The organism is Rhodopila sp. (assembly GCF_035548095.1).
GTDB lineage: Bacteria > Pseudomonadota > Alphaproteobacteria > Acetobacterales > Acetobacteraceae > Rhodopila.
On sequence record NZ_DASZUV010000015.1, the window covers coordinates 95,075 to 116,924 of the forward strand.

A 21,850-nucleotide genomic window follows, 5' to 3' on the forward strand; every position below is an offset into this window, starting at 1 on the left:
GGGAGCCGATGAACGCCGACACCGACGGGCGCGCCTGGTACGAAATCGTCCGGGACGTCCTGAAACGCCACAATGTCAGCCTGGTGGTGTATGTGCCCGACAACGTCCTGCGGCCGCTGATCAGTGCCATCGAGGCCGACCCGTTCTTCACGTCCTTTGCCGTGACGCGGGAGGAGGAAGGCCTTGGCATCACCGCCGGCGCCTGGATGGGCGGCACGCGCGGCATCCTGCTGATGCAGACCTCCGGCTTCGCCACGCTGCCGAACGTGATTGCCTCGCTGTCCGTGCCGTTCCAGATCCCGACCCTGATGATGGTGTCGGAACGCGGCACGCTGGGCGAGTTCAACATCGGCCAGATGCTGGTGGCTCGGACGATGCGCCCGGTGCTGGACGCCCTTGCGATCGAGCATCACACCATGACCCGGCTCGACGAGGTCGAGTTCATCGTCGATCGCAGCATCACCCAGGCCGTCGCGACGCTGGGGCCGGTCTGCTTCATCCTGTCGCCGCTGCTGACCGGCGGCAAAGTCTTCGCGAAGTAGGAGCGTGTGATGGCGAACCTCGCGAACCACCCGGCAACCCGGGATCAGGCCAAGGTGATGAACCGGTTCGAGATCACCAGGCGGCTGGTCAGCCTGCTGAAGCAGGATGAGGCGGTGATCGGCGGCATCGGCTACACCAATTTCGACCTGTGGGCGGCCTCCGAGACCCCGTCCGGCCGGCGCCAGCAGAATTTCTACATGCTGGGCAGCATGGGCCTGGCGGTGCCGATCGCCCTGGGCGTCGCCATCGCCCAGCCGACGCGCAAGACCTTCGCCCTGGAAGGCGATGGCTCCATCCTGATGCAGCTCGGCGCCCTGTCCACAGTGGCGGCGCGCGCGCCGAAAAATCTGTGCATCGTCATCATGGACAACGGAACCTACCAGATTACCGGCGGCCAGATGACCATGACGGCGCGGGGCGCCGACATTGTCGGCATCGCCCGGGCATCCGGCCTCGCGCAGAGCGCCTGGGCGGCGGATGAGGATGCCTTCGCGGAGCTGGTCGGGCGCGCGTTGAAGGAAGATGGTCCCTGGCTGATCGGCTGCCGGATCGACACCGGCAAGCCGGTCGATACGACGGAGCGCGATCCGTCCCGTATCCGCGATCAGTTCATGCGCGGCCTGGGCGTCCGCAAGTAGCGGCACAGGCTGGCGGCGGAGTCCGCCGCCGGCTTCCGGTCCCTCAGGGCGCCTGCCCGCGACGTCCCGTTGATCAAGGCATGCCTGCGCGTGCCTGCCCGCTCATGGGCGCCGGCCCGACCGCAGGCCGTTGGCTTGATCCTCACCAGCTCCATCTTCACCGGCGCCGGCGGCGTCGCAAAAAAGCGACTCACCTCTCTCGCACGGCTCGGCCGGATTGAGCCCGCAGGCCCGAAGGCCAGGGTCCGCACAGACCAGAGTCCGCACAGACCAGAGTCCGCACAGACCAGGGTCCACGCAGGCCCCCACGCAGGCCCGATTCCGCGCGCTTCATAGCACTACAATTCATTGCAATTTTGTTGCAACGGCAATAATTTGCCTTTAGGCCAATCGGGTAATCCAAAAATCAGTCCTTTGACTAAAAATATCAAGTTCTGTATCTGCTCGACGGTACCAGCGCCCTGGTCGACCGGTCGCGTAAGGGGAATGAGCAACCGCATGCTGACGGCTCCCGGGGATCGTGGGACGGCGCCGCCACCGCGGCGCGAGCCGAGCGAAGGTCACGGGTCGCGATCTTCGGTGCGCAGCCCCAGTTCGGTGCGTGGCCCCAGGTTGTGCAATCTGCTCATCATCGCATTTCTGATTGTGGTCGCCCTGCCGATCGCCGCCTTAGCGTTTTGGGGGAGCCGGTCGAGCTTTCGGCTCGAAATGGAGTCGGTGCCTGAGCGGCATCTTCTGATCGCGCGCAATCTGGCCGCGGCGATGGGACGGTATGGCGAGGACATCAAGGCCGCCTTCGGCGTCGCCGTCGACGGCAATGGACTGGCCGCGCCGGCACCGGCGCTGGTCGATCTGCTGACGTCGCTGGACTTCCTGCATGTGTGCATCCTGGATCCCGATGGCCTCCCCGAGACCGGGTTGAAGGGATTGGACGGCCGCTCGCACCCGCCGGGCGCGCCGGTTCTGGCCCGGCTGCGCGACCTCGTGGCCGCCAATCCGGGCCAGGTGGCGATCAGCGCCGTCTATCATGACGACGATGGTCGCCCGGTCTTCTACCTCGTCCGGGCACTGCCGAACGGACGCATGGGCCTCGGCGTCGTCAGCACGGCCTATCTGGTGTCGCTGCAGCGCTCCGTCATGTTCGGCGACAAGGGGTACGCGATGATCGTCGACGGCAAGGGCCATGTGATCGCGCACCCGCTTCCCCAGTGGGTCGCCACCGGCCGCGACCTGTCCGGCGAACCTCTGGTGGCCGCCATCCTGAAGGGACAGACCGGCGTCGGCTCGTTCCATTCCACCGCCTATGGAACGGACATGGTCGCCGGCTACGCGGCCGTGCCGAGCGTCGGATGGGGCGTGCTGGTTTCCCAGCCCATCACCGAATTGAGGGAGCACTCCGATGAGGTGAGGACGCTCGCCGTGATGATCGCCGCATCCTCCTTCATTGGCGTGCTCTGTCTGACCTGGATGTTCGCGCTGTCCCTGACCCGCCCGCTTCGCCAGGTCGCCGCGATCGCCGAGGCGGTGCTGGCCGGCAATGACGAGGTATCGGTTCCCCGGTTCCGCGGGCTGGTGCCGCAGGAGATCCGCCGGCTGGGCGCCGCGTTCAATCAGATGCTGGCCGGCCTGCGCCGAACCGCCGCGGAGACCCGCCAGGCATTGCACCAGGCCGAGATGTCGAGCCAGGCCAAGACTCAGTTCCTGGCGAATATGAGTCACGAGTTGCGGACACCGCTGAACGAGGTGATCGGCAGCATCGAATTGATGCGCCTCACGGACCTCACGCAGCCGCAACGGCGCTATCTCGACAGCGCCCTCGCCTCGAGCAAGGCATTGCTGCGTGTGGTCGACGACATCCTGGACCTGTCGAAGATCGAGACCGGCAAGCTGGAGCTGGAAATGGCGCCGTTCCACCTGCCGACCCTGGTGCACGATGTGCGCCTGCTGCTGGCGGATCAGGCCCGCGCCAAGGGACTGACCCTGGCGGCGGTGGTGCCGGACTCGCTCAACATCGTCGTGCTGGGCGATTCGCATCGGCTGCTGCAGATCCTCAGCAACCTGGTCGGCAATGCGGTGAAGTTCACCGCCAGCGGCAGCGTGACCATCCGTGTCGCGCTGGAACAGGAGCTGGGTTCGGGCCTGCGCCTGCGCTTCGAGGTGTCGGATACCGGCATCGGCATCGCCGCCGGCCAGCAGGCGACGATCTTCGAGGCGTTCGCGCAGTCGGACAATTCCATGACCCGCCGGTACGGCGGCACCGGCCTGGGATTGTCGATCGCCCGCCAGCTCTGCCACATGATGGATGGCGACATCGGTGTGCGCAGCGAGCCGGGTCTTGGCTCCACCTTCTGGTTTACCGTCTATGTGCAGCGATCCACGGCACTGCCGCCAGAGGTGCAGGCGATCGCTGCGGAACCCGGTCCTGAACATTCGTCTCCGGCGGCGCCCGTGTCTGGCCCGACCATTGCCGCGCCCGCCCCGTCCTCCCCGCCGCCGGCGGTGTCCACGCCGGCGGGTCGCGCCTTCCAATCGGCACTGCGACAGCTGGGGCTGTCCGCCCCATCGATCCTGCTGGTGGAGGACAATCCCGCGAATATGCGGGTGACCGTTGCATTGCTGGAGACCCTGGGCTGCACGGTGTCCACCGCCACGGATGGGCTTCAGGCGGTGGCCGCGTACCGGTCCCGGCGCTTCGACCTGGTGCTGATGGACTGTCAGATGCCGGAAATGGACGGCTATGAAGCGACGAGGGCGATGCGCCAGTTGGAACACCTCACCGGCCGGCGAACACCGATCATCGCGGTGACGGCTCACGCCATGCCCGGCAGCCGGGAAGCCAGCCTGGCGGCGGGGATGGACGACCAGCTGACCAAGCCGCTGACGCTGTCGGCGCTGACCGATATGCTGCTGGCACATCTCGTCCCGGCGGAGACGGAAAGGTCGGCGGAACGATGATCCCCGCCTGACAGCGACCTGCGTCGCCCGGACGGCAGGTCCCGCGCCGGCCTGCCGTGGCCGCCGCTTTGATTCAGCGCATGGCTGGCCCGGCGGCTTGGTGCCCCCATATCATTCCAGCCTCCGCGGCGACGCGGTTGCCTCCTCGCCCGCGCTGTGGCATCCGCAGCGCGCCTCGCTCGGCCATACGCGGCCCGCCAAATCGCGGTCCGGCATTTGCCGCCGGCCCGCCAACAACAGATGGTTCTCTGCCGTGACCTTCATGGAGTCCCCCCGGGAATTTACCCGGCTCGGATTTGGCTTTTCCTTCGCCGATCTTGCGACACGCGATGGGCTGATCCGCCTGGACCAACGCTTCCTGCGGGAACTGGAAGCCCAGGCGCCCGACCTGCATCAACGGCTGCTGGCGGCCAGAGCGGCGCCGGAGGCGGTGGCGAAACGGGACGAGTCCGACCTGGTGGTGGCGCTGGGGCCGGTGCTCGACCGGTTCCTCGCCGCCCTGTTCGGCGTGGAGACGGAAGCCCAGGCGCTGATGGACGCCACGCTGGCGCTGGACCCGATCCATGCCTGCAAGCGCCTGTTCGTGCAGCGCCAGGCGGTGAAGAAATATCCCGATCCCGCCGGTTTCGATGGCGCCGCCTTGCGCGCGGAGCTGGAAGCGGCCCTGGCTGGCTCCCTGGCCGGCCCCCTGGCCGACCCCCTGACCGAGGCCGGCTTCGCCCAGGCGGTCACGGCCTGGGAAGGCGATGCCGAGAAGCTCGACCTGGCGATGCGCTATGCCGCCTGGGCAACGCTGACCGAGGCGGGCCAGCACGCGCATCCCGGCTGGACGCTGTTCGGCGTGCCGAAAAAGATCGATCCGCACCATTTGGTGCCGATCGAGACGGTCGTGCGTGACGGCGTGACGATGATGCGCCTGCCGGAACATGACTGGCGGCACCGCGAGGGCTTTGCGCTGACCGATGCCGGGATGACGCCGCAGCAGGCGCTGGACCAGATGAACTACTGCATCTGGTGCCACACGCAGGGGAAGGATTCCTGCTCGACCGGGCTGCGCGACCGCAAGACCGGCCAGTTCCAGAAATCCGTGTTCGGCGTGACCCTGAACGGCTGTCCGCTGGACGAGAAGATTTCCGAAATGCACACGCTGCGCGCCGGCGGGCATGTGCTGGGCGCCTTCGCGACGATCGCCATCGACAACCCGATGATGGCCGCGACCGGGCATCGCATCTGCAACGACTGCATGAAGGCCTGCATCTACCAGCGCCAGACCCCGGTGGACATCCCGCAGGCCGAAACCTCGGTGCTGAAGGACGTGCTGCGCCTGCCCTGGGGGTTCGAGATCTATGCGCTGATGACGCGCTGGAACCCGCTGAACATCCATCGGCCGCTGCCGCGGTCGGACAGCGGGCGGAAGGTGCTGATCGTCGGCCTGGGTCCGGCCGGTTTCACCCTGGCGCACCACCTGATGAATGACGGGCACACCGTCGTCGCGGTGGACGGGCTGAAAATCGAGCCGCTGGGAATCGACCTGACCAAGCCGATCCGCGATGCCGAGACGCTATTTGAGAACCTGGACGACCGCGTCATGGCTGGGTTCGGCGGCGTCGCCGAGTACGGCATCACGGTACGCTGGAACAAGAACTACCTGAAGCTGATCCGCGTGCTGCTGGAGCGGCGGGCGGCGTTCGCCATGTTCGGTGGCGTGCGCTTCGGCGGCGGCGCCACGCTGGGGATCGACGACGCCTGGGCGATGGGGTTCGACCACATCGCGCTGTGCATGGGCGCCGGCAAGCCGACGGTGCTGGACATCCCGAACGGCCTGGCGCGCGGCGTGCGGCAGGCTTCCGACTTCCTGATGGCGCTGCAATTGACCGGCGCGGCGAAGATGTCCTCGATCGCCAACCTGCAGATCCGCCTGCCGGTGGTGGTGATCGGCGGCGGCCTGACCGCGATCGACACCGCCACGGAAAGCCTGGCCTATTATGTCCGGCAGGTGGAGAAATTTGCCCTGCGCTACCACGCGCTGGTCGCGGAGAAGGGCGAGGCGGCGGTGCGGGCGTGCTGGAACGCGGAGGAGACGGCCACGGCCGACGCGTTCCTGGTCCACGCGGCCGCCATCGCGGCGGAACGCGCGGCGGCGAGGGCCGAGGGACGGGAACCGGCGCTGGCAAGGCTGCTGAGCGAATGGGGCGGGGCGACCATCGCCTATCGCCGCCGCCTGGTGGACTCGCCGTCCTACACGCTGAACCACGAGGAAGTGGAAAAGGCGATGGAGGAGGCGGTGAACTTTGCCGAGGGATTGACCCCCGCCGCGGTCGAGATCGACGAATATGGCCACGCCGCCGGCCTGCGCGTGAAGCGCGCCGATGGATCGGACGTGGTGTTGCCGGCGCGGGCGATCCTGGTGGCCGCCGGTACGCAGCCGAACACGGTGCTGGCGCGCGAGGACCGGCGTATCCGCCTGGACGGCCGGTATTTCGAGGCCATCGATGAGACCGGCGCGAAAGTGGAGCCGCAGCGCGGCCTCGCCAAGCCCGATATCGTGCGCGTGCTGATGCACCGCGCCGAAAACGGCCGCTTCATCAGCTTCTTCGGCGATCTGCACCCCAGCTTCTTCGGCAATGTCGTGAAGGCGATGGGCGGGGCGAAGCAAGGCTACCCGGCCGTGTCGCGCATCCTGGAGGCGCATGCGGCCACGCCGGTCAACGGTGCCGAGGTGATCGAGGCCGCGCGCGACGCGCTGACCGCCCGCGTTCATGCGGTGAACCGCCTGACCCCCACCATCGTGGAGGTCGTCGTCAAGGCGCCCGCCGCCGCGCGGGCATTCCGTCCGGGCCAGTTCTATCGTCTGCAGAACTACGAAGTCCTGGCGCCGCGCTTCGATGAGCCCGGCATCGGCCGCACCGTCCTGAACATGGAAGGCCTGGCGATGACCGGCGCCTGGACCGACCCCGAGGCCGGCCTGGTCAGCGTCATCGCCCTGGAGATGGGCGGCAGCTCCGACCTGTGCGCGCTGCTGAAGCCGGGGGAACCGGTGGTGCTGATGGGCCCGACCGGCACGCCGACCGAGATCCACTCCGACACCACCGTCGCCCTGGTCGGCGGCGGCCTGGGCAACGCGGTACTGTTCTCCATTGGCGCGGCATTGCGCGCGGCCGGCACCAAGGTGATCTACTTCGCCGGCTACAAGGCGATGCGCGACCGTTACAAGGTGGATGAGATCGAACGTGCCGCCGATGTCATCGTCTGGTGTTGTGACGAAGCGCCCGGCTTCATCCCCAACCCCGCGCGGCCGCAGGACCGCAGCTTCGTCGGCAACATCGTGCAGGCGATGGCCGCCTACGGCGCCGGACGGCTGGGCGCGCAGGCCGTGCCGCTGAAGGACGCGGAGCATATCATCGCCATCGGCTCCGACCGGATGATGCAGGCGGTCGGCGTCGCTCGGCACGGCGTGCTGGCGCCGTATCTGAAGCCGGGGCATTCCGCGATCGGCTCCATCAACTCGCCGATGCAGTGCATGATGAAGGAAGTCTGCGCCCAGTGTCTGCAGCTGCATGTCGATCCCGCGACCGGGGCGAAATCCGTGGTGTTCTCCTGCTTCAACCAGGACCAGGCGCTGGACTGGGTGGACTTTCCGACCTTGCATGAGCGGCTGATGCAGAACGGCACGCAGGAGAAGCTGACGGCGCAATGGATCGACCGGACGCTGCGGCGGATGGGGATGCGGGCGGCGGCATAGGGGCAGGCGCCGGCGGTGGCTATGCCGGCCAGAAGACCGGCACCACGACTATGGCGATGAAGAAGAACCACAGCATCAGGGGCCAGCCCAGCTTGGCATAGTCGCCGAACCGGTAGCCGCCCGGTCCCTGAACCATCATGTTCGCCCCGCCGGCGATCGGCGTCAGGAAGGATGCCGCCGCCGCGACCGCAACGGTCATCAGGGCGGTACGCGGCGAGAATCCGATTTCGGTTGCCGCGGCCGTCGCGACCGGGATCATCATCAGCGCCGTTGCCGTGCTGCTGAGCAACTGCGCCAGGCCGGCGGTCAGGATGAACAGCGCCGCCAGCAGCGAATACTGGCTGCGATCGCCGCACAGACTGACCAGCGCGTCCGCCATCCGGCCCGCCGCGCCGGTCTGGTACATGGCCGTCGCCAGCGGCATCAGCGAGGCGATCATCACGATCGCGGTCCAGTTGATCGCCCTGAATGCCTGCTCGACCGTCAGCACGCGCAGCAGGATGACCGCGCAGGCGCACAGCAGTCCCGCAAAAACGGGCGGTGCCGCACCGGTTGCCAGCATCACCACCAGCGCCGCCAGTACGAACACGGCGCGTTTCGATCCGGCGCCCATCGGCACCGCCTGGCGGCGTACCAGGTCCGGACTGTTCACCACCAGCACGTCCGGATCCTGCAGGTGCTTGTCCAGCGCTTTCCAGTTGCCTTGCAGCAGCAGCGTGTCCCCGGCGGCCAGCACGGTCTCCCCTGATCGCAAGGTTTCGCCGCGGCGCTGGATCGCCAGCACGATCAGGTCGCCGCTGGAGGTCACCATGCCCGGGAACATGGATTCGCCGATCAGCCCGGAGCGTGGCGGGATGACCACCTCCGCCAGCCCGGCCGTCGTATTGAACAATGCCCCGTCGATCACGCCCGAGGTGTCGCGTTCGCGGACCTGCAGGCGCATCGCCGCCGCCAGATGGTCGACCTGCTTCGCATCGCCGCGCACCAGCAGCAGGTCGCCGGCCGCCAGTACCGGCTGACGCGGCGGGCCGCTGCCGTCCGGCCCCTGAACGGCGACGAGGCTCAGTCCGGGAAAGTCCTCCAGCCAGATGGCGCCTTGCGGTTGTCCGACATACGGCGAACGAGGCCTGATCTCCAGCCGGAACAATCCATCCGACAGGTCATACTGCTCCACCAGCGTCTTGTAGTGACGGCTGAGATCATCCGGGATCATGCGGCCATGCCGGACCGGCAGCAGCCGCTCACCCAGGAGGACGACGATCACGATGGTTCCGGCCACCAGCGGAATTCCGACGAGCGTGGGTTCGAAGAAGCCCAGGGGTGGCAGGCCGATCCGGGTGGCGGCATCCGAAATCACCAGGTTTACCAGGCTGGATGTCAGCACCAGCATCGATCCCGCATGGGCGGCGAAGACCATCGGCAGCAGCAGCTGAGACGGCGGCCGGCCCAGCCGGACCGAGACCAGGATGGCCACCGGCAGCAGGGCGGCGACGGCGCCGCTGACCCCGACCAGGGCGGTGAAGAAGGCGGCCGCCACGGTCGTCAGCGCGACCAGCATCAACCGGCTGCTTCCCGTCCGTGTGATCAGTGCCTGCCCCGCCCAGGCGGTCACCCCGGTGGCATCGAGGCTGGCACTGATCACCAGCAGCGATGCAATGAACAGGACGGTGGGATCGCCGAAGCCGCGCAAGGCCTGGCCGAGGTCGAGGATGCCCGTGGCATACAGGGCCAGGGTGACGAGCACCGCCGTGACCGCGGTCGGGATCAGGTTGGTGACGAACAGAACCACCATCGTTGCGATGATGATATAGGTAATGAGGCTGGGGCTCATGCCGTCTCCCGCATATCCTCGGCGGTCAACGCCTCCGGCTTGTAGGCCGGCAACCAACCGGCCGGCAGGATCGCCAGCAGCGCAACCCCCGTCAGCGCCAGCAGCCCGATCTTCAGCGCGCGCAGGCGGGCGTCGATATTGATCCGGGTGACTTCCCGCACCTGATCCGGCGTGGCCGCCGTGCGGCTCATGATGTCGGCAAGCTTGTCGTTGCTGATGAAATTGATTGCGCTCAGATCGAACTCGCCCCGTGCGGCCCACTGCGTCACCGGCGGCAGATGCGGGTTATCCGCCAGCTCGCGCATGACCGCGCCGCCCAGCACGGCGACCACCAGCGCGCCGATCACGGCGGTTCCGACGGCGGTTGCCAGATTCCCGGTGGTGCCGCGCAACGAGCCGACATCGCCCGCCAGTTGCTTCGGGGAAGCGGAAACGAGCACATTGAACAGCAGCGTGACCAGCATCCCCTGGCCGATGCCGAACAGACACAGGCCGGCGATGACGGGCAGCGTCTCCCAGTCGTTGCCTATAGAAAACGACAGCCAGAGCAGGGCGACCGCGCACAGGGCGAACCCGCATTGGCCGATCCGCCGGGGTGTCATCCTGCCGTATAGCCGCACCACCAGGGTCGCCGTGAAGAACACCGTCAGGTTGAACGGCATCATGGCAACTGCGGTCGCCAGTGCCGAACCGCCCTGCACGATCTGGATATACAGCGGCACCAGGAAGTTGAGCGCCGCCTCCAGCGCGCCAATCGAGAACATCGCATAGACCGCGGCGCGTTCCTGCCGCGACTCGATCACCGACAGCGCCAGCAGCGGGGTCTTCCCCGCCGCCTCCCGCCGTCTGGTCCAGGCGAGAAAGCACTGCCCGAGGAAGCCGCCCAGCAGGATCATCGGCGCGGCCGGGGACAGGCCGAACAGGCTGAATGGCGCGGCGGGACGCGCGATGCCCAGGCCCCATCCGTTCAGGTTGTTGAAGCCAATGCTGATCAGCATGATCGCGGCCGCTGCCAGCGCGGCACCGACGCCGTCGATCCGCACATCCGGCCGCCCGTGATCCGGCCGCAAGCTGCGGCTGAGGACCAGCACCACGGCTGACAACACGACCAGCAGGGCGAAGGCCACGCGCCAGCCGACATAGGTGCCCAGGAAGCCGCCAACCAGGAATGCCATCAAGGCAGCGCCTGCCGCGGCGGAACCGAGTGCCCCCAGGGCGGTTTCCTGCTGGCGTCCGCGATAGTTCTCCGCGATCAGCGCGACCAGCCCCGGTACCAGCAGCGCGGCGGCCAGCCCGCATAGAAGTTGCGATATCAACATGATGGTGGCGGTCGGGCTGACGGTCATGACCACTTCGACAATGCCGAACGCCGCCACGCCAAACCGGAACATCCGCAGGGCGCCGAATCGCTGGTTCAGCTTCGCGCCCAGCATCACGAACGCGGCGACCGCGAGCGAGTAGACGACGATGCTCGTAGCTATGGTCGTCGGCGGAACCTGGAACGATTCGACCATGCCGCCCAGCGCCACCGGCAGCGATACGACGTTGAAGGCCAGCAGGACCTGGGCGAGAACGACGGTCAGCAAGGGTTTCCACGATGTCCGCGTCCCGGACGCGATCGATACGGCCGTCATGGATCAGGATGGTTATTGATAAGGACCGAACGCGGCTTGAACCGCGCCGACCTCACCGGGGGGAAGTGGTCTTCGCAAGGCCAGTCCGAGCAGCAGGCGGGCCTTCAGGCCGGACAACATGCCGGCCGGGACCGCGCCGCGCTGAAGAAGATCGACCTCGGACCCCGGATAGGCATAGGTGCGGGTGAACACCGGTCCCGCGATCACGCGGCTGGCCAGCACCACCGGCAATCTTGCGGCCAGGGCGCCAACCGCCGGGGCGGCGCCGGCCGGGACATGGCCGGCGCCCATGCCTTCGATCACCACGCCACGGTAGCCGAGGTCCGGCAGCGCGGCGAGCATGCGACCATCGTCTCCCATGGCCCATTTTATCAGCGCAACGGGTGGCGGCGCGCCGTCTCCGGCCGGCCAGGCCGGCAGCCGCGATACGCGCGCATGAAACCGTGGCCGACCTTCCGCCACCACGCCCAGCGGCCCGCAACCCGGTGAATCGAATGCCGAAGGCAGGGTGGTGTGGGATTTCTGCACGAAGCGTGCGGCGTGGATGTCGTAGTTCAGCACGACCAGGGTTCCCTGGCCTCGGGCGTCCGGGCACGCGGCGACCCGGGCGGCGGCCAGCAGGTTGGCCGGTCCGTCCGCCCCCGGCGCGTCGGCGCCGCGCATCGCGCCGACCACCACCACGGGCTTGTCGCCGGCGACCAGCAGATCGAGCAGAAACGCCGTCTCCTCGATCGTGTCGGTGCCCTGGATGACCACCGCGCCGTCGGTTCCGGATGCGAAACCGGCCTCGACCCCGCGTGCCACCTCCAGGACATCGGCAATCGCCAGCGACGGGCTGGGCAGGCGGAACAGGGAGCGCGCCTCGATCTCCGCGACCTCGGCCAATGCCGGCACCGACGCAACCAGGTCCGATGCGCCCAGCGTCGGCGTCAGCCCGCCGGCATCGCCGGGCAGCATGGTGATCGTTCCGCCCAAGGACAGGATCAGCAGCCTTGGCTTGGTCATCGCGTTCTCCGCCGTGGCCTCACGTCTTCCTGGTATTCAGGTCGGGCGGCATCTCTCCCGGCCTGTAGCCTGGCAGGCGTCCGGCCGGCAGGATGGTCAGCAATGCCAGCCCCGCCATCGTCAGCAAGCCGATCTTCAGCGCCCGCAGCCTGGCCTCGGTATTGACGCGGATGGCTTCCTGGACCTGCTCCGGCGTCGCCGTGGTCTGGCTCATGATCGTCGCCAGGCGTTCGTTGCTGACGAAATTGATGGTGTCGAGATCGACCTGGGCCTGGACCTCGGCCGGCAGGCGCGGATTGTCGGCGATGCCGCGCAGGACGGCCCCGCTCAGCAGGCTGACGACCAGCGCTCCGGCCACGGCGGTGCCGACCGCCGCCGCCAGGTTCTGCGTCGTGCCGCGCAGCGAACCCACGTCACTGGCCAGCTCCTTCGGTGAGGAGGTGACCAGCACGTTGAACACCAGCGTGACGAGCGAACCCTGGCCCACGCCGAAGACGAACAGTCCCAGGATGACGGGAAGGGTTTCCCAGTCATTGCGGACAACCAATGACAGCCACAGCAGGGCGGCGGCGCACAATACGAAGCCGCATCGAGCGATCTGCCGTGGCGAGAGCGTGTTGTAGAGCTTCACCACCAGCATCGCGGCGAAGAAGACCGTCAGGTTGAACGGCATCATGGCAATCGCCGTGTCCAGCGGTGTGCGGCCTTGCACGATCTGGATATACAGCGGCACCATGAAGTTCAACGCCGCCTCCAGCGCGACGACCGAGAACATCGCGTATACCGCGGCGCGTTCCTCCTTCGACTCGATCACCGACAGCGCCAGCAATGGTGTCTTGCCGGCTTTCTCCCGCCGCCTCGTCCAGGACAGGAACACCTGGCCCAGCACGACGCCGATGACGATCATCGGCACGGCCGGCGACAGTCCGAACAGGGAGAATGGCGCGGCCGGGCGGGCGATGCCCATGCCCCAGCGGTTGAGGTTGTTGAAACCGAAACTGATCAGGATGATCGCGGCGGCGGCCAGCACGACGCCGACCATGTCGATATGGACATCCGGCCTTCCCTGGTCGCGCTTCAGCTGTCTGCTCAGCACCAGCACGATCACCGACAGGACGATCAGGATGCCGAAGGATGGCCGCCAGCCGACGAACGTGCCCAATATGCCGCCGACCGTGAATGCCGCCACGCCGGCACCGGCGCGCGCGGATCCCAGCGCGCCGACAGCGGTGGCCTGCTGCACGCCGCGATAATTCTCCGCGATCAATGCCACCAGCGATGGCACCAGGGCGGCGGCGGCCAGCCCGCACAGCAACTGTGCGGTCAGCATCAGGCTCGCCGTCGGGCTGAACGTCATCACCACCTGCGCCAGGCCGAACAGCGCCACGACGCAACGGAACACGATCAGCGCGCCGAAACGCTGGTTCAGTTTCGCGCCCAGCATGACGAAGCCGGCGACGGCCAGCGAATACATGACGATCCCCGTCGCCACCGTCGTCGGCGGCACCCCGAACGAGGCGACCATGCCGCCCAGGGCGACGGGCAACGAAGCGACATTGAACGACATCAGCACCTGGCCCAGCGCGATGGCGATCATCGGGACCCAGGAATTCGTCACGTCCTGGTCCGTGAGGGTGGAAGAGCCCGATGGGAGAGTGGAAGAGCCCGATGGCACGGCGTCTTGACTCCTGCAGCGAGAGGATCCCGGCAAGCCGGCTTCAGTGGTCGGGTTTTGAGGCGAACAGGTTCAGGCCCAGCCGACGCGACAGGAAACGGGTCGCCAGCTGGCCGCGGATGCTGTTCCCGGCATGATCCAGCGGCGGCGAGAAGGTGGCGAGGCCGCATTTGCCGGGGGAGATGGTGACGATGCCGCCGCTGACGCCGCTCTTTCCCGGCAGGCCGACATCGTACAGCCAGTCGCCGGACAACTCGTACAACCCCGCCGTTGCCAGCGCCGCCAGCACCCGCTTGCAATGGGCGGCATCGATGACGCGTTCCTCGGTGATCGGATTGATGCCACCATCGGCCAGGGTGGCGCCCATCACCGCCAGGTCGCGGGCCGTCACGCTCAAGGAACATTGCCTGGTGTAGATGTCGGTCGCTTCCAGCGCGTCGAAATACATCCGGCCGTAACCTTCGAGCAGTTTCGCGATGCCCCGGTTACGGAAGTTCGTTTCCGCCTCCGACTCGTAAACCTCCTGGTCCAGTTCCAGCCGGCGGCCGGCGAAGCGGGACAGGCCGTCCTGGATGAAGGCCCATTTCGCCTCGGCGGACTGGCCGGGCGCCAGGCTTGTCGTGGCGATCGCGCCCGCATTGACCATCGGGTTCATGGTTCGGTGCGCATTCAGTTCGATCGCCATGACCGAGTTGAACGGCAGGCCGGTGCTGTTGACGCCGATCCTGTCGCGCGCCGCGTCGGCGCCAATCGCCTGACAGATCAGTGCGAAGACAAAAGGCTTGGACACGCTTTGAATGGAAAAACCATAGTCCGTGTCGCCCACTCCATGGACCGTTCCGTTCGGCTCGACGATCGAGATGCCGAACAACGTGCGCGGCACCCGCGCCAGCGCGGGGATGTAATCGGCGACGTCGCCATCATCGACAGCGCCATAGCGGGCCAGGGCTTCACCCAGCAGCGCATCGACATCGCTCGGCGGCGGAAGGTGGCCGGTCGAAACATACGAAACATCCGCGGCTTCATCGTCGACAGACGGACACACGGGACCCTCACTGCATCATGGCTTCCGCGGGCGGGCGGCAAGCAACGGCGATCTTAGCACAACATAACATGCTATGGCGTTCGCCGCCCCGTGCGATCCGTCTCACGGCCACCCCGGGTATCCCGTACCGTCCACGAGACGGAGCGGCTCCGTCGGGCTGCCGATCAGACCTTGCGGCCGGTAGCCGGATTTCTGGCAGCCGGCGATGGCGGGGGCGGGCCGCAACCGGGATGTGCGGATATCGGCACGACGCATGCGCGGCCACGGCCGCCGCTCACCCGCGATGAACCGGTCCGCCCGCGCCGCCGCTCCGGCCACCGTAGACCGCGCCGCGCCGACGCGGTTAGCATGGGTGCCAACCATCAAGGCAGCCGGGGAAACCCGAGGAGGCATCCATGATAGACCTGCATTACTGGCCGACACCGAACGGCAAGAAGGTGACGATCCTGCTGGAGGAGGCGGCGATCCCGTACCGGATCGTGCCAGTGAATATCGGCCGCGGCGACCAGTTCTCGCCCGAATTCCTGGCGATGAACCCGAACCACCGCATGCCGGTGATGGTGGATACAAGCCCGGCCGGCGGCGGCGACCCGATCGTGGTGTTCGAATCCGGGGCGATCATGCTGTACCTGGCCGAGAAGGTCGGCCGCTTCTACCCGCAGGACATTCGCGGCAAATACGCGGTGACCGAGTGGCTGATCTGGCAGATGGCCAACCAGGGTCCGAAGCTGGGCGAATGCGGCCATTTCCGCCGCCTGGGCGACAAGCAGGGCGACCAGTCCTATGCGGTGCGCCGTTTCACGGACGAAGCGAACAGGCTCTACGGCGTGCTGAACAACCGGCTATATCAAAGCCGCTACCTGGCCGGCGACGACTACACGATCGCCGACATGATCTGCTACCCCTGGACCGTGAACTGGAAAATGCAAGGCCAGGACATCGAGGAATTTCCCCACTTCAAACGATGGCAGCAGGAACTCGCCGCTCGGCCCGGCGTGCAGCGCGGCATGGCGGTCGGCAGTGATCTGTCCGAAGACGTGACGAAACTGCCGCCCGAGGAGCAGGAGCGGCGTGCCAGGATTCTCTACAACCAGCGCGCTCGCCCCGTGCCGGCTTCCGTGCCGGCCGCGTAACCAGACTCCCGGAAAGGACACGCCATCATGGCCGAAGTGGAATGCTTCTTCGATCTCTCCAGCCCCTGGACCTATTTCGCCGTCCACAGCCTGCACGAGATGCAGAAGGAGATCGGCGTCACCGTTGACTGGCGTCCGCACCTGGTCGGCGGCGTGTTCAACGCCGTCAATCCCAGCGTGCACAACTCTCGGGAGAAACCGGTCATCCCGAAACAGGCTTATGGCAAGAAGGACCAGATGGACTGGGCCCGCTTCCTGGGCATCCGCATGCACTATCGCCCCACCGTCTTTCCGGTAAACAGCGTCAAGGTGATGCGCATCTGCTGCCTGCTGGAAGGCTCCGACAAGCTGGTGCCGTTCATGATGGCAACGTTCGAGGCGTACTGGGGCGACGACAAGGATATCTCCCAGGTGCCGGTGATCGCCGAGATCTGTGAAAAAGTCGGCCTCGACCCGAAAGCGATGCTGGAGGGGATCGAGCAGCAATCCGTCAAGGACAAGCTGCGCAACAACACGCAGGAACTGATCGATCGCGGCGGCTTCGGCTCGCCCACCATGTTCGTCGGCGGCGACGACATGTATTTCGGCAATGACCGCATGCCATTGGTCAAGGATGCGGTGCTGCGCCGCCGCCAGAATGATTGAAGCCGCGCGCGACGATCGCGGCGTCGTCACGATCACGGTGAACAACCCGGCCCAGCGCAATGCGCTGGGCAATGGCGGCAAGCGCGAACTGGCCGAAACGATCGAACGGGTCGCACGCGACCCGGACCTGCGGGTGGTGATCCTGACCGGCGCCGGCGACACATCCTTCATCGGTGGCGCCAACATCTCGGAAATGTCCACCTTCGTGCGGCACGAATCCGATGAGGGACCGAGCCTGACGCATCGTGTCTGTGAGGCGGTCCGCCGCACGCCCGTGCCGGTCATCGCCCGCGTCAACGGCTGGTGCCTGGGCGCCGGGCTGGAAATCGCCGCGTCCTGCGATATGCGCGCCGCCGCCGATACCGCCCGGTTTGGCATGCCGGAGGTGCTGTTCGGGCTGCCTTCGGGGATGGAGGCGTGCCTGCTGCCGCAACTCATTGGCTGGGGGAAGAGCCGCGAGCTGGTGTTTACCGGCCGGCACATCGACTGTGCCGAAGCGGCCAGCTGCGGCCTTGTCGAGCGGGTCGCCGCACCCGCCGACCTGGATCAGGCGGTGGAGGCCTGGGTCACCGACATCCTCCGCGCCGGTCCCAATGCGATCCGCGCGCAGAAGGAGCTGATCCGTGACTGGGAGAGGATGTCCATCGCGGATGCCGTGCAACAGGGCATCCGCGCCGTCGCCGCCGCGCACGGGACCGAGGAGGCGAAGCGCCTGATGGGCGCCTTCATGGCACGCAAGAAGACGCGCGCCCCGGGTTGAAGCCGGGCGCCGGCCGGCTGGGCGGCGTCAGGCCGCGTCGGCGGAAAGCCGCCGAGGCGCCACGCAGCAGGCACACCCGCCGGGATGCGCCCGAGCGGGCACGGCGGCGCCGGGTTCGGCTGTCCCGCCACCGATTGCGGTGCAGGCCAGCAGGCGCGGCGCCAGCGCGCCGCAATCCGGACATGGCTGCGGCTGATCGTATTCGGACATCGGCCGAACATCGGTGAACGGGCCGCAATCCGCGCACTCATACTCATAGGTCGGCATCAACGCCCTCCTGTTCTTGCCGCAGATATGGCATTTTCCATGCCCTCCCGCCACCCCGGGACGAGCGACGCCGAGACGAGGAACCCCGTTCCCTTGGCCGGTGGAAGGGCCGTTTCTCCGCGCTGGCGCGGCGCGCGCGTTACGTCCCGCGCCGGCGGAATGTCACCACCAGGACGTCCCGATGCGCCGGCTGTGCCGGTTCCACCGGCTCGACCGGCGTGACGCCGTGCATCACGCGCTGGTCGTCCACCAGGGCCGCGTCGAACGGCTCCGTCAGGGTGAACTCGCCCAGCATCCGCCCGGACAGGTCATGGACTGATGTCACCCCGCTGGCGATGTTGCGCCGCCCGATCAGCAGCACCAGCACATAATCCACGCCATCCCGGTGCATCCCCTCGGGGGTCGGGCGCCCGGCCTCCCCGCTGCGTGCCTCGATCCGGAACTGGTGCACTTCCACAAACCATGCCTGCGCGCCGGCCAACCGGTCGAACAGGCGCTGACAGAAGCGCAGGACCGTGGTCAGTGTCTCGCTCTGGCCGACCGCCGGCAGCACCGGCTGGAACCAGCGTTCGATACCGCCATTCAGCGTGTTGTAGTCGCGGCTCTGATAATGCGGCTGGGCGGGCTGGCGCGCGATCCCGGTCGACGGCCCGACATGGAACACCGCGTGGCGCCGTTTCCGGTAGCGGCCGCCATCGGCCATGTAGGTGTCCTGGCCCAGGTCATCCCAGCTGGCGGCAAAAGCCGGCCAGTCCGCCAATCCGCCGATCCCTTCCAGCGCCGCGCGCATCGCGGCCGCCGTGACGAAGGCAAAGCCGTCCCGCCGGATTACCTCAGTCAGCGGCATGAGAGTGTTCATGGCCCAACCTTTTGTCCTGTCCCTGGTCCGCTCCCTGGTCCTTGGGCGGAAGTGCCGGCCGCGAGCCGGCCGTCGCGGTGCCGGCCGTCGCGGTGCTGGCCGTTGTGGTGTCGGGCGAGGGAATCATGGCGGACACCTCGATCCGCTGCAGCGGATTGACCATCCGGATGCCCTTTTCCTGGAACCGCTTCTTCATCCGTCGGTTGAACTCGCGCTGCACTGGCCAGCGACCGGAATCGGTGCAGACGATCTGCCCCAACACCGTAACGCCCGCCCCATCAACCTTGTCGACCCCCCAAAGTTGCAGGTCTCCCAGCATCTGCGCGGACAGCGTGGGCTCCTCGCGCATCTCCGCGGCGACGGCTTTCAACTCCAGCATCACCTGGTCGATGTCCTCCTGATACGCGACCGTGACGGTGACCGACGCATTGCCCAGGCCACGGTTGACGTTGGTGACGCTGGTGACGGCGCTGAACGGGATCAGGTGCACCGACCCGTCCGACGCCCGCAGCCGGATCGCCCGGACCGACAAGGCCTCGACGGTGCCGGACAGGCCGGAGACGGTGACGAAGTCGCCCACCTGCATGGCGTTCTCCAGCAGCAGGAAGATGCCATTGATCAGGTCCTGCACCAGCTTCTGCGATCCGAAGCCGATGGCAACGCCGACGATGCCGGCGCCCGCCAGCAGGGGCGCGACATTGATGCCGATCTCGCTCAGCACCGTCAGGCCGGCGAAGATGCCGATGCAGATCAGCAGCGTGGTGCGCAGCAGCGGCAGCAAGGTGCGCAGCCGGGCGGAGCGGCCGTACTGGGCCTGGACCTGCAGGCGGTCGAGATGGCGATGCACCGATGCGTTCGCCGCCTCCCAAACCACGAAGGCGGTGATCACGGTCAGCAGGATGGTCAGGCCCGCGCCCAGCATCCGCTGGCCCAGGTTGCTGGTCATCAGCCAGACGAAGGTATTCGCGCCATAGAGCTGCAGCAGCCCCAGCAGGCTCATCACCCAGATGACCGCCCGCACGGCCAGGGCGGCGACGGGATAATAGACGCTCAACCGCGCGTTCAGGCTGCCCGTGCGCTCGTCTGTCGTCTCCCGGCGCATCGTCCGTTCCAGGACGCCCAGCAGCACGACGACGGTCAGCCGCGCGCCGATCATCACCGCGCCGGTAATCACCGAATAGCGCAGCAGAACGGTGAAGCCGTGCGGGACCTCGATCGCCCAGACAAGCCAGACACCGAACAGAAGGAACAGCGCGATCCAGTGCCAGGCCGCGGCCAGGCGGTTGCGCAGAGCCGCGCCGAACCCGGTCCGCCCCGGCGGCGCGCGCAGCACCTGCCGCACCGCGCGCCGCTTCTGGATGATGATGATCGCGACCATCACGTGCAGCACGAGTCCCATCGCCTTCTGCAGCAGGTCGTGCGCATCCTGCGACAGGCCCAGCAGCAGGCCGACTTCCCCGATCGCGTAGCCGAACACCGCCACCAGGATCAGGCGGCGCACCCAGTACATCAGGTAGGCCGCGGCGGTATCCGGCAGGTGCAGAAGCCGGAGCCGCGACTTGCCGGGCGACAGCAGCATGCGTGCGATGCAGAGCAGCCCGGCGCACAAGGCGTAGGAATCGACGACCGCCAGAATGATCAACCGGCTGACCTCGTGCCCGCCGAGACGGGAGGCGGCGATCACATGGCCGGAGACGATGATGCCCAGGACCGGGATCAGCTCCAGCACCAGGCGCGCCAGCACCAGGGGCAGACGCCGCAGCAGGACCCAGGCGGGCGGACGGGGGGGCGTGTCCTCATAGGTGTCGGCATCCTCGCCGGTGCCGATCTCCTCGGCAGCGGCGGTGTCCGGGTCGGGCGCGGCAACGGCGTCGGCATCGGCCGGCGGTTCGGCGATCCCCGGCTGCGCCGGCAAAGGCGGGTCCGGCAGCGTGACGTCGATGCAGTCGGGGGCGGCCGCATCAGCCGGCGGCGGCGGATACTGTGCCGGCTCCGCCGCCGGGGCGATCACCTCCAGCGACCGGATGGGCCGGCGCATCGCCCAGCGGAGCGTCATGTGCACGGCCACGGCCAGCGCGACGGCCAGGGCGAGGCGCCAGACCACGTCCTCCAGCAGGTCCCGCGCGGTGGGATTGGTCGCCATCACCACCGCCCAGCCCCATAGCAGGGGCAGGCTTTGCGCCGCGTTCAGCGCGTCCATCGCCTCATCGCCCAGATGCGTGGCGAAGTTGGACGCGGACACCAGCACCTGCGCGCCCAGGCTGTCAGGGGCCAGCGGGATGGAGATTCCCTCGACCTTGGTCTGGGTGGCGTCGGCCGGAGGGGGGGCCGCGGCCGCGCCGCCGGCCTTCAGCAACGCGGTCAACGTGGCGGTGAAGGCGGCCCGTTTCGCCGGGTCGTTCAGGACCTCCAGCGCCGCCTTCGCCTGCTCCGGCGTGATGCCGTTGAGCGCGGCATTATTGGCCGCGACACTGTTGGGGGCGGGTCTCGCGGCCGGTTTCGCCGCCGCGCCACTGGCTGGCCTGTCGGCTGCGGACTTGTCGGGCGCGGGTCGGTCCGCATGGGACTTCTCCGGCGCGCCGGAATCCTGCGGGGCGGCGGCCGGGGGCCGAAGGCCGCCGGGCCCGTTGTCCGGGTTGGCGTCGGGCGCCGCGGCGAAGGAGCCGGTCACCAGGGCGCCCAGCCAGGCCGCGACCCAGACCAGGACAAGGACGGTGCGCATCATACCCGGCGTACGATCACGGATGGCGGACCATCGTCAACGACTATTGCGGCCGGTGGGGGCGGGGCGTACTGAGAAGGCATAACGCCGGCGATCCTGAGCCATATGCATACCTTCTTTTCGTTCCTGCTGGGTCTCATGTTGTTGGCGGTGCTCGGGGTCCTCGCCGCGGGCATGATCGGCATGGTGCGCGAAGGCGATCCACGCCGCTCCAACCGGCTGATGCGCTGGCGGGTCCTGCTGCAGGCCCTGGCCTTGCTGTTGTTCGCCGCAATGATGTCCTTGATGCGGCCGTAGCCGGGATGCGGCCGTGGCGGTTCACCGCCGAGAGCCGACCCCGACGAACCGGCCTTATGAACCGGCGAAGGCGCCCGCGGTTCCCCCGACGGGCAGGGC

16 protein-coding genes are annotated in these 21,850 nt (G+C 67.6%); 8 read left to right on the forward strand and 8 right to left on the reverse strand.

Annotated features, from left to right (window positions below; translation table 11 throughout):
* Nucleotides 1-8 precede the first annotated feature (8 nt).
* The 4 genes from VHC04_RS12235 (at nt 9) to VHC04_RS12250 (ending at nt 7,878) form a co-directional block, all read left to right on the forward strand.
* Nucleotides 9-542, forward strand: a complete 534-nt coding sequence (locus tag VHC04_RS12235) for a decarboxylase (protein WP_325681518.1) — start codon at nt 9-11, stop codon at nt 540-542.
* 9 nt (nt 543-551) lie between these two features.
* Nucleotides 552-1,181 carry a thiamine pyrophosphate-dependent enzyme gene (locus tag VHC04_RS12240; RefSeq protein ID WP_325681520.1) on the forward strand — a complete coding sequence of 210 codons (630 nt, stop codon included), beginning with the start codon at nt 552-554 and terminating at the stop codon, nt 1,179-1,181.
* 717 nt (nt 1,182-1,898) lie between these two features.
* Nucleotides 1,899-4,136, forward strand: coding sequence for an ATP-binding protein (locus VHC04_RS12245; RefSeq protein WP_325681522.1), 2,238 nt, complete (start codon nt 1,899-1,901; stop codon nt 4,134-4,136).
* Between the two features lie 262 nt (nt 4,137-4,398).
* Nucleotides 4,399-7,878 (forward strand): FAD-dependent oxidoreductase, encoded by a 3,480-nt coding sequence (locus VHC04_RS12250; RefSeq protein WP_325681758.1) that lies wholly within the window; start codon nt 4,399-4,401, stop codon nt 7,876-7,878.
* 19 nt (nt 7,879-7,897) lie between these two features.
* Here the strand turns inward: VHC04_RS12250 and VHC04_RS12255 are convergent, their stop codons facing one another.
* The 5 genes from VHC04_RS12255 to glsA form a co-directional block, all read right to left on the reverse strand.
* Nucleotides 7,898-9,709 carry an SLC13 family permease gene (locus VHC04_RS12255; protein WP_325681524.1) on the reverse strand — a complete coding sequence of 604 codons (1,812 nt, stop codon included), beginning with the start codon at nt 9,707-9,709 and terminating at the stop codon, nt 7,898-7,900.
* Entirely contained in the window at nt 9,706-11,295 is a 1,590-nt protein-coding gene (locus VHC04_RS12260) for an MFS transporter (RefSeq protein WP_325681526.1), read from the reverse strand. The genes VHC04_RS12255 and VHC04_RS12260 overlap by 4 nt, the downstream gene beginning before the upstream one ends.
* Nucleotides 11,296-11,355: 60 nt before the next feature.
* A complete protein-coding gene (locus tag VHC04_RS12265; RefSeq protein ID WP_325681528.1) occupies nt 11,356-12,348 on the reverse strand; it encodes an asparaginase in 993 nt (330 codons plus the stop codon).
* A 19-nt stretch (nt 12,349-12,367) separates the two neighbouring features.
* Nucleotides 12,368-13,966 carry an MFS transporter gene (locus tag VHC04_RS12270; protein WP_325681530.1) on the reverse strand — a complete coding sequence of 533 codons (1,599 nt, stop codon included), beginning with the start codon at nt 13,964-13,966 and terminating at the stop codon, nt 12,368-12,370.
* A gap of 100 nt (nt 13,967-14,066) precedes the next feature.
* The gene (glsA, locus tag VHC04_RS12275; RefSeq protein WP_325681532.1) at nt 14,067-15,068 is read right to left on the reverse strand and encodes a glutaminase A; all 1,002 of its coding nucleotides are present in this window, start codon (nt 15,066-15,068) and stop codon (nt 14,067-14,069) included.
* A gap of 395 nt (nt 15,069-15,463) precedes the next feature.
* On the opposite strand from glsA, the gene VHC04_RS12280 reads away from it, so the two are divergent.
* The 3 genes from VHC04_RS12280 to VHC04_RS12290 are packed head-to-tail and all read left to right on the forward strand — an operon-like array spanning nt 15,464 to nt 17,606.
* Complete coding sequence (locus tag VHC04_RS12280) at nt 15,464-16,201, forward strand: glutathione S-transferase N-terminal domain-containing protein (protein ID WP_325681534.1); 738 nt, start codon at nt 15,464-15,466, stop codon at nt 16,199-16,201.
* A 27-nt stretch (nt 16,202-16,228) separates the two neighbouring features.
* Nucleotides 16,229-16,846: a 2-hydroxychromene-2-carboxylate isomerase gene (locus VHC04_RS12285; protein ID WP_325681536.1), complete on the forward strand. Its 618-nt coding sequence runs from the start codon at nt 16,229-16,231 to the stop codon at nt 16,844-16,846.
* A complete protein-coding gene (locus tag VHC04_RS12290; RefSeq protein ID WP_325681538.1) occupies nt 16,839-17,606 on the forward strand; it encodes an enoyl-CoA hydratase-related protein in 768 nt (255 codons plus the stop codon). Before VHC04_RS12285 ends, VHC04_RS12290 begins: the two co-directional genes overlap by 8 nt.
* A 27-nt stretch (nt 17,607-17,633) precedes the next feature.
* On the opposite strand, the gene VHC04_RS12295 is transcribed toward VHC04_RS12290, so the two are convergent.
* The 3 genes from VHC04_RS12295 to VHC04_RS12305 all read right to left on the reverse strand — a co-directional run bounded on the left by VHC04_RS12295 (nt 17,634) and on the right by VHC04_RS12305 (nt 21,457).
* Nucleotides 17,634-17,873: an FmdB family zinc ribbon protein gene (locus tag VHC04_RS12295; protein WP_325681540.1), complete on the reverse strand. Its 240-nt coding sequence runs from the start codon at nt 17,871-17,873 to the stop codon at nt 17,634-17,636.
* A gap of 139 nt (nt 17,874-18,012) precedes the next feature.
* Nucleotides 18,013-18,732, reverse strand: a complete 720-nt coding sequence (locus VHC04_RS12300; RefSeq protein ID WP_325681542.1) for a 2OG-Fe dioxygenase family protein — start codon at nt 18,730-18,732, stop codon at nt 18,013-18,015.
* Nucleotides 18,707-21,457 carry a mechanosensitive ion channel family protein gene (locus VHC04_RS12305; protein ID WP_325681544.1) on the reverse strand — a complete coding sequence of 917 codons (2,751 nt, stop codon included), beginning with the start codon at nt 21,455-21,457 and terminating at the stop codon, nt 18,707-18,709. Before VHC04_RS12305 ends, VHC04_RS12300 begins: the two co-directional genes overlap by 26 nt.
* 102 nt (nt 21,458-21,559) lie before the next feature.
* Between VHC04_RS12305 and VHC04_RS12310 the strand changes: the two genes are divergently transcribed.
* Nucleotides 21,560-21,751, forward strand: a complete 192-nt coding sequence (locus tag VHC04_RS12310; RefSeq protein ID WP_325681546.1) for a twin transmembrane helix small protein — start codon at nt 21,560-21,562, stop codon at nt 21,749-21,751.
* Nucleotides 21,752-21,850 lie beyond the last annotated feature (99 nt).

Excerpts from the sequence above, each read along its gene's own strand:
- VHC04_RS12235 (WP_325681518.1), top strand. The coding sequence starts at position 9 with ATGAACGCCGACACCGACGGGCGCGCCTGGTACGAAATCGTCCGGGAC.
- VHC04_RS12240 (WP_325681520.1), top strand. The coding sequence starts at position 552 with ATGGCGAACCTCGCGAACCACCCGGCAACCCGGGATCAGGCCAAGGTG.
- VHC04_RS12250 (WP_325681758.1), top strand. The coding sequence starts at position 4,399 with ATGGAGTCCCCCCGGGAATTTACCCGGCTCGGATTTGGCTTTTCCTTC.
- VHC04_RS12255 (WP_325681524.1), bottom strand. The coding sequence starts at position 9,709 with ATGAGCCCCAGCCTCATTACCTATATCATCATCGCAACGATGGTGGTT.
- VHC04_RS12265 (WP_325681528.1), bottom strand. The coding sequence starts at position 12,348 with ATGACCAAGCCAAGGCTGCTGATCCTGTCCTTGGGCGGAACGATCACC.
- VHC04_RS12280 (WP_325681534.1), top strand. The coding sequence starts at position 15,464 with ATGATAGACCTGCATTACTGGCCGACACCGAACGGCAAGAAGGTGACG.
- VHC04_RS12285 (WP_325681536.1), top strand. The coding sequence starts at position 16,229 with ATGGCCGAAGTGGAATGCTTCTTCGATCTCTCCAGCCCCTGGACCTAT.
- VHC04_RS12290 (WP_325681538.1), top strand. The coding sequence starts at position 16,839 with ATGATTGAAGCCGCGCGCGACGATCGCGGCGTCGTCACGATCACGGTG.
- VHC04_RS12295 (WP_325681540.1), bottom strand. The coding sequence starts at position 17,873 with ATGCCGACCTATGAGTATGAGTGCGCGGATTGCGGCCCGTTCACCGAT.
- VHC04_RS12300 (WP_325681542.1), bottom strand. The coding sequence starts at position 18,732 with ATGAACACTCTCATGCCGCTGACTGAGGTAATCCGGCGGGACGGCTTT.
- VHC04_RS12305 (WP_325681544.1), bottom strand. The coding sequence starts at position 21,457 with ATGATGCGCACCGTCCTTGTCCTGGTCTGGGTCGCGGCCTGGCTGGGC.
- VHC04_RS12310 (WP_325681546.1), top strand. The coding sequence starts at position 21,560 with ATGCATACCTTCTTTTCGTTCCTGCTGGGTCTCATGTTGTTGGCGGTG.